The organism is Sphingomonas sp., assembly GCF_039595165.1.
Taxonomy (GTDB): domain Bacteria; phylum Pseudomonadota; class Alphaproteobacteria; order Sphingomonadales; family Sphingomonadaceae; genus Sphingomonas.
Genome location: NZ_JBCNMA010000171.1, coordinates 1 through 6,003, shown reverse-complemented (window position 1 = coordinate 6,003; position 6,003 = coordinate 1). Strand labels below are relative to the sequence as shown.

The following is a 6,003-nucleotide window of genomic DNA, read 5'->3' as shown; positions in this document are numbered from 1 at the left end:
GCCCTCGGTGTTCCCCGACTTCACGCGCAAGGCGTCGCGCGACTGGTGGGGCGGGCTGTACAAGGACTTCGTCGCGGCGGGGATCGCGGGCTTCTGGAACGACATGAACGAGCCGGCGATCTTCGAGACGCCGAGCAAGACCATGCCGCTCGACAATATCCACCGCATCGAGGGTGACGGCTTCGCGACGCGCGAGGCCGCGCATGCCGAAGTCCACAACGTCTATGGCATGCAGAACAGCCGGGCGACGTCCGAGGGGCTGGCGAAACTCGATCCGGAGGCGCGGCCGTTCGTGATGACCCGCGCGACCTATGCCGGCGGGCAGCGCTATGCGGTGACCTGGACCGGGGACAACAATGCGACCTGGGACCATCTCAAGCTCTCGGTCCAGCAGCTCGTGAACCTCGGCCTGTCGGGCTTCTCCTATGCGGCGGCGGATATCGGAGGGTTTACCGGGGGACCGAGCCCCGAGCTGCTGACGCGCTGGATCCAGATCGGCGCCTTCACCCCGGTGATGCGCGTGCATGCCGCCAACAACACGCCGCGCAGCGAGCCCTGGGTCGACGGACCCGGGCACCTCGCGCTACGGCGCAAGGCGATCGAGACGCGCTATCGGCTGTTCCCCTATCTTTATACCATGGCCGAGCAGCAGGCGCGCACGGGCGACCCGATCATGCGTCCCGTGTTCTATGACTATGCGGCGTCGGGGTGCGATTCGCCGATGAGCTTCACGCTGGGGCGCGACCTGCTAATCGCGGCTTCGCCCAAGCCCGAATCGCCGCAGCCCTATGACGTGTGTCTGCCCAAGGCCGGTTGGTACGATTTCTGGACCGGCCGCAGGGTGGCGGCGGAGTCCGGGGAAAAGGCCGACAGCGTGACCGAGACGCCGCGGCTCGACCGGCTGCCGGTGTTCGTGCGCGCCGGGACGATCCTGCCACGCCAGCCGCTGGTGCAGAGCCTGCGCGAGACGCCCAGGGGCGCGCTGGAGCTGGCGGTCTATCCGGGGCCGGATTGCGGGGGCATGCTCTATCTCGACGACGGCAAGGCGCGCGCGATCGAGCGCGGCGCCTATCTGCGCCAGAGCTTCCGTTGCGCGGCCACGGCCGAAGGACTGCGGATCGAGCTCGGCGCGCGCGAGGGCAAGCTCAAGCCGTGGTGGCGCGAGATCTCGGTGGCGGTGCACGGGCAGGACAATGCCCGCACGGTACGGCTCGGCACCCGCACGATCGCTGCGGTCCACGACGGGACGGCGGACCTGCTGGGCTTCTCCATCCCCGATAGCGCCGCAGCGGCCAGCGTGAGCCTGACCGCACGGTGAGCCCCGCCCGCCCGTCGCGCGCCCGGCTCACCCTGTTCGCGTTCGGGGACTTCGCGTTCAACCTCTACTGGCAGAGCGCGATGCTCTTCCTGCTCTTCTATTATACCGACGCGCTCGGCCTGCCGGTCGGCGCGGCGGCGACGATCTTCATGGTCGCGTCGGTGTGGGACGGGATCGCCAACTTCGCCGCCGGGATCCTCGCCGACCGGCGCGAGCCGCGGCGCGGCCTCGGGTGGCTGGTGGCGATCGGGGGACTGCCGCTCGGTTTCGGCTTCGTGCTCGCCTGGCTGCCGCCATTGGCGCCCGGCTGGTGGGGCTTGGTCGGCGTGTTCATGGGCCACATCGCGTTCCGCACCGCCTATGCCTTCATCAACCTGCCCTATCTCGCGATGAGCGCGCGCGTGAGTGCCGACAGCAACGATCGCGCCTATGTCGCGGGAATGCGCATGCTGTCGGGGACCCTGGCGGCGGTAGTGGTGGCGCTGGGCACGGTGCCCCTCGGGAGTGCGCTGCTCGGCGCGCGCGTGGCCGCCAACGCCTATCTCGGCGCGGCCTTGCTGTTCGCAGCGGCCGGGGCGGCGATCCTCGCCTGGGTCGGCCTGACCTATCGCGAGGCCGATGTGCCCGACCGGCGCGAACCCGTGCCGGTATGGACCGCGCTCCGGAGCATCGCCGCCAACCGCGCCTTCGTCACGCTCAACCTCGCGATGATGGCGATGATCGTGGCGGTGACGATCCTCAACAAGTCGGTGCTTTATTATTTCAAGTATTTCCTCGCCGACGAGGGCGGCGGACAGCTCGCCCTCGCCTCGATGAGCGTGGTGAGCGCGGTGTCGGTGCCGCTATGGATGCTGCTCCAGCGGCGGCTGGGGACCCGCGCCTTGTGGTTCCTGGCGGCGGCGGCGGCGATGGCCGGGCTCGCGCTGTTCGCGGCGCTCGACATCCACCGCGCCGGGGTGATGCAGGCCTACCTCATGGCGATGCAGGCGATGATCGTGGGGCTCAATTTCGTCTTCTGGGCGATGCTGCCCAACACGATCGAATATGGCCAGCAGCGCACCGGCCTGCGCGTCGAGGGGGCGGTGTTCGGCATGGCGGCGCTGCTGCAGCGCGTGGCGATCGGCATTGCGACCGCGATCCTCGGCTTCGGCTTCGACGCGGCCGGCTATGTCGCCAATGTCGCGCAGAGCGGCGCGACGCTGATCATGATGCGGCTGACGATCGCGCTGGTGCCGCTCGGCTTCCTCGCGCTGTCGTGCGTGCTGATGGCGATGAACCCGCTCGGACGCGGTGCGCATGCGCGGATCGTGCGGGACTTGCGCGGGTAACCGCGACGCGATCCGGCACCGCCTCGGGGAGGAGGGGAAGCGGTGCCGGACCCCCGGCGATGGCCGGGACGGCGTGGCGCTCAGGCGGTGAGCGTGAAGGTCGAATGCACCCCCTCGGCCTGGGCCGAGGGCGCGATCCACACGTCGAACAGGCCGGGCTCGACCGTGGGCTTCAAGTCGCGGCCGATGAACTCGAGCTGCGACCGCTTGAGCACGAAGCGGACGGTCTCCGACGCGCCGGGGGCGAGCGCGAGCTTGCGGAACGCCTTGAGCTCGCGGACCGGGCGGGTGATGCTCGCCGCGCGGTCGCGGATGTAAAGCTGCACCACTTCCTCCGCCGCGCGCGAGCCGCGGTTGGTGATGGTGGCGGTGAAGGCGATCTCGCCATCCCAGGCAAGGCTGCCCTGCTGCGGGGTCAGGCCGGCATATTCGATCCTGCCATAGGTCAGGCCGTGGCCGAACGGGTAGAGCGCCGAGTTGGGGATCGAGCGATAGTGGGTCTTATACTCCTCGAGCTTGTCGTCGCCCGGGTTGGGACGGCCGGTCGGCTTATGGGCGTAGTAGAAGGGCTGCTGCCCCGGCTCGCGCGGGAAGCTCATCGGCAGGCGGCCCGAGGGGCTGTAGGCGCCGAACAGCACGTCGGCGATCGCGTTGCCGCTCTCCGAGCCGAGGAACCAGGTGACGAGGATCGCGGGCGCGTTCTTCACGGCGCCTTCGAGTGCCAGCGCACGGCCGTTCTTGAGGATGACGATTACCGGCTTGCCGGTCGCGGCGACCGCTTCGGCGAGCGCCTGCTGCGGCTCGGGGACGGTGATGCTGGTGCGCGACTGCGCCTCGCCCGACATGCGCTCGCTCTCGCCGATCGCGAGCAGCACGACATCGGCGTTGCGGGCAGCGGCGACCGCGGCCTCGATCCCACCGGGCAGCGGGGCCTCGACCTCCGAGCCCTCGACCACGGTGATGTCGGCGCTCTTGCCAAGCGCGTTGCGCACGCCGGTCTCGAGATCGATCGCGAGCTTGTTGTCGCCATAGACGCACCACGGGCCGTTGAGGTCGTGCTGGCCGGCGGCGAAGGGGCCGATGATCGCGATCTTCTGCCCGCCCTTGCGCAAGGGCAGCACGTCGCCCTCGTTCTTGAGCAGGACGATCGATTTCCTGGCCATCTCGCGCGACAATGCCAGCGTTGTCTTGTTGCGGCTGCGCGCGGCCTCGCGCTTCTCGTCGATGCGGCGGAAGGGGTCTTCGAACAGGCCGAGCTTGGCCTTGATCGCCAGCACCTTGCGCACCGAGGCGTCGAGCCGCTCCATCGGCACCTCGCCCTTCTCGACCAGGTCGGGCAGGTGATCGCGATAGAAGCCGCTGGTCATGCTCATGTCGACCCCGGCCATGAAGGCGAGCTTGGTCGCCTCGCGCGCGTCGGCGGCGAAGCCGTGCGCGATCATCTCCATGTCGCCGGTGTAATCGGAGACGACGAAGCCCTGATAGCCCCACTCGTCGCGCAGCACCTTGCGCATCAGCCACTCGTTGCCGGTGGCGGGGATGCCCGAGAGCTCGTTGAACGAGGCCATCGCCGAGAGCGCGCCGGCGTCGAACGCGGACTGGAAGGGCGGGAAATACACTTCGCGCAGCGTGCGCTCGGAGACGTCGACGGTGTTGTAGTCGAGCCCGGCCTCGGCCGCGCCATAGGCGGCGAAATGCTTGGCGCAGGCCATCATCGTGTCGGTCGCCTTGAGGCTGGCGCCCTGGAAGCCGCGCACGCGGGCGGCGGCGAAGAGATTGCCGAGGTGCACGTCCTCGCCCGCGCCCTCCATCGTGCGGCCCCAGCGCTGGTCGCGCGCGATGTCGACCATCGGCGCAAAGGTCCAGTCGATGCCGGCGGCGGCGGCCTCCCACGAGGCGGCCTTGGCGGTCTTCTCGGCCAGCGCCGGCTCGAAGCTCGCCGCTTCGGCGACCGGTACGGGGAAAATAGTGCGGTGGCCGTGAATGATGTCGGCGGCGAAGATCAGCGGGATCTTGAGGCGCGACTCCTTGACCGCGGCGGTCTGCATGATCCGGCACATGTTGGTGCCGCTGCCGTTGAACACGCCGGTGAGCAGGCCCTTGCGGACTTCCTCGACCTGCTGCTCGAAATTGGCGTTGGAGCCGCTCGCCGGGTTGATCGCGGTGCTGCCGCCCCAGGTCGACGCCATCAGGCTGAGCTGGCCGGCCTTTTCGGCGAGCGTCATCTTGGCGACCAGCGCATCGATGAAGCCGGGCACCTCGACACTCGCCGCCTGCGCCATCAGCGCGCGCGCCGGGCTGCTGAGCCACGCCGCGACCGCACCAGCGCCCATCAGCGCCGCGCGGCGGGAAATCCGGGTGTCGAGCATCTCTTGTCCTCTCCTGAACGCATCGCGCCCATGACGGCGCGGGGAATGCGAGTCGCACGCAGCCCCTTTTCCAGCCCCCTAATAAGGCCTGTTTTTGGGGTTGTCGCGGCAAACCGTAACCGGTTACATGCCGTTGAACGAACCGATTTGCAATCGCGAATGATCCGCCCGAATACGGTGTGTAAACGGGGGGAGAGAGGGTGAATGGCCGAGGCGACGATCCGCGACGTGGCGCGCCGGGCGCAGGTATCGATCGCATCGGTATCGCGCGCGCTGAACGGGCTCGGCAACGTCCGGCAGGAGACGCGCGAGCGAGTGATCGCCGCCGCCGCCGAGCTCGGCTATGTCCCGCATGCCGGTGCGCGCAGCCTGAGCCTCGCGCGGGCGCATGCGGTGGGCGTGGTGCTGCCCGACTTGCACGGCGAGTTCTTCAGCGAATTCGTGCGCGGCATGGACCGCGAGGCGAGCCGGCGCGGCTATGTGCTGCTGCTGTCCAACATCCATGACGAGAGCGAGCAGGCGGCGAACGCCTTGCGGGCGATGCGCGGACGCGTCGACGGGCTGATCGTGATGGCGCCGCACCTCGGCGCCGGGATGCTGCGCGCAGCACTGCCGCCGACGCTCCCGTCGCTGTTCATCAACGGGCCCGAGGAGATCGACGACCGGCCGACGTTGCGGCTCGACAATGTCGGCGCGATGGACGCGATGGTCGCGCATCTGGTCGCGGGCGGCCACCGGCGGATCGTCCATGTCGCGGGCCCGGAGGGCAATGTCGACGCGCGCGAGCGAGTCGAGGGCTATCGCGCCGCGATGGCCCGGCACGCCCCCGAGGCCGAGCCGGTAATCCTGGCCGGCGATTTTTCCGAGGAAGGCGGCGAGGCGGCGATCCGTACGATCCTCGAGAGTGGGATTCTGTGCGACGCGGTGTTCGCCGCCAACGACATGATGGCGATCGGCTGCCTTCAGGCGATCCGAACTGCCGGGATGG

Annotated in this window: 4 protein-coding genes; 3 read left to right on the top strand and 1 reads right to left on the bottom strand. The window is 69.2% G+C overall.

Going from position 1 to position 6,003, the window contains the following annotated elements; all coding sequences use genetic code 11:
• Together ABDV68_RS17970 and ABDV68_RS17965 are read left to right on the top strand one after the other, a co-directional pair.
• Positions 1 to 1,318: TIM-barrel domain-containing protein (locus tag ABDV68_RS17970; RefSeq protein ID WP_343521471.1), on the top strand; the 1,318-nt coding region annotated here is incomplete at its 5' end.
• Entirely contained in the window at positions 1,315 to 2,646 is a 1,332-nt protein-coding gene (locus ABDV68_RS17965; RefSeq protein WP_343521470.1) for a glycoside-pentoside-hexuronide (GPH):cation symporter, read from the top strand. The genes ABDV68_RS17970 and ABDV68_RS17965, both read left to right, overlap by 4 nt.
• A gap of 80 nt (positions 2,647 to 2,726) precedes the next feature.
• Here the strand turns inward: ABDV68_RS17965 and ABDV68_RS17960 are convergent, their stop codons facing one another.
• The gene (locus tag ABDV68_RS17960; RefSeq protein ID WP_343521469.1) at positions 2,727 to 5,015 is read right to left on the bottom strand and encodes a glycoside hydrolase family 3 N-terminal domain-containing protein; all 2,289 of its coding nucleotides are present in this window, start codon (positions 5,013 to 5,015) and stop codon (positions 2,727 to 2,729) included.
• Between the two features lie 204 nt (positions 5,016 to 5,219).
• Between ABDV68_RS17960 and ABDV68_RS17955 the strand changes: the two genes are divergently transcribed.
• A partial coding sequence (locus tag ABDV68_RS17955; RefSeq protein WP_343521468.1) for a LacI family DNA-binding transcriptional regulator occupies positions 5,220 to 6,003 on the top strand: 784 nt, incomplete at its 3' end.

Excerpts from the sequence above, each read along its gene's own strand:
- ABDV68_RS17960 (WP_343521469.1), bottom strand. The coding sequence starts at position 5,015 with ATGCTCGACACCCGGATTTCCCGCCGCGCGGCGCTGATGGGCGCTGGT.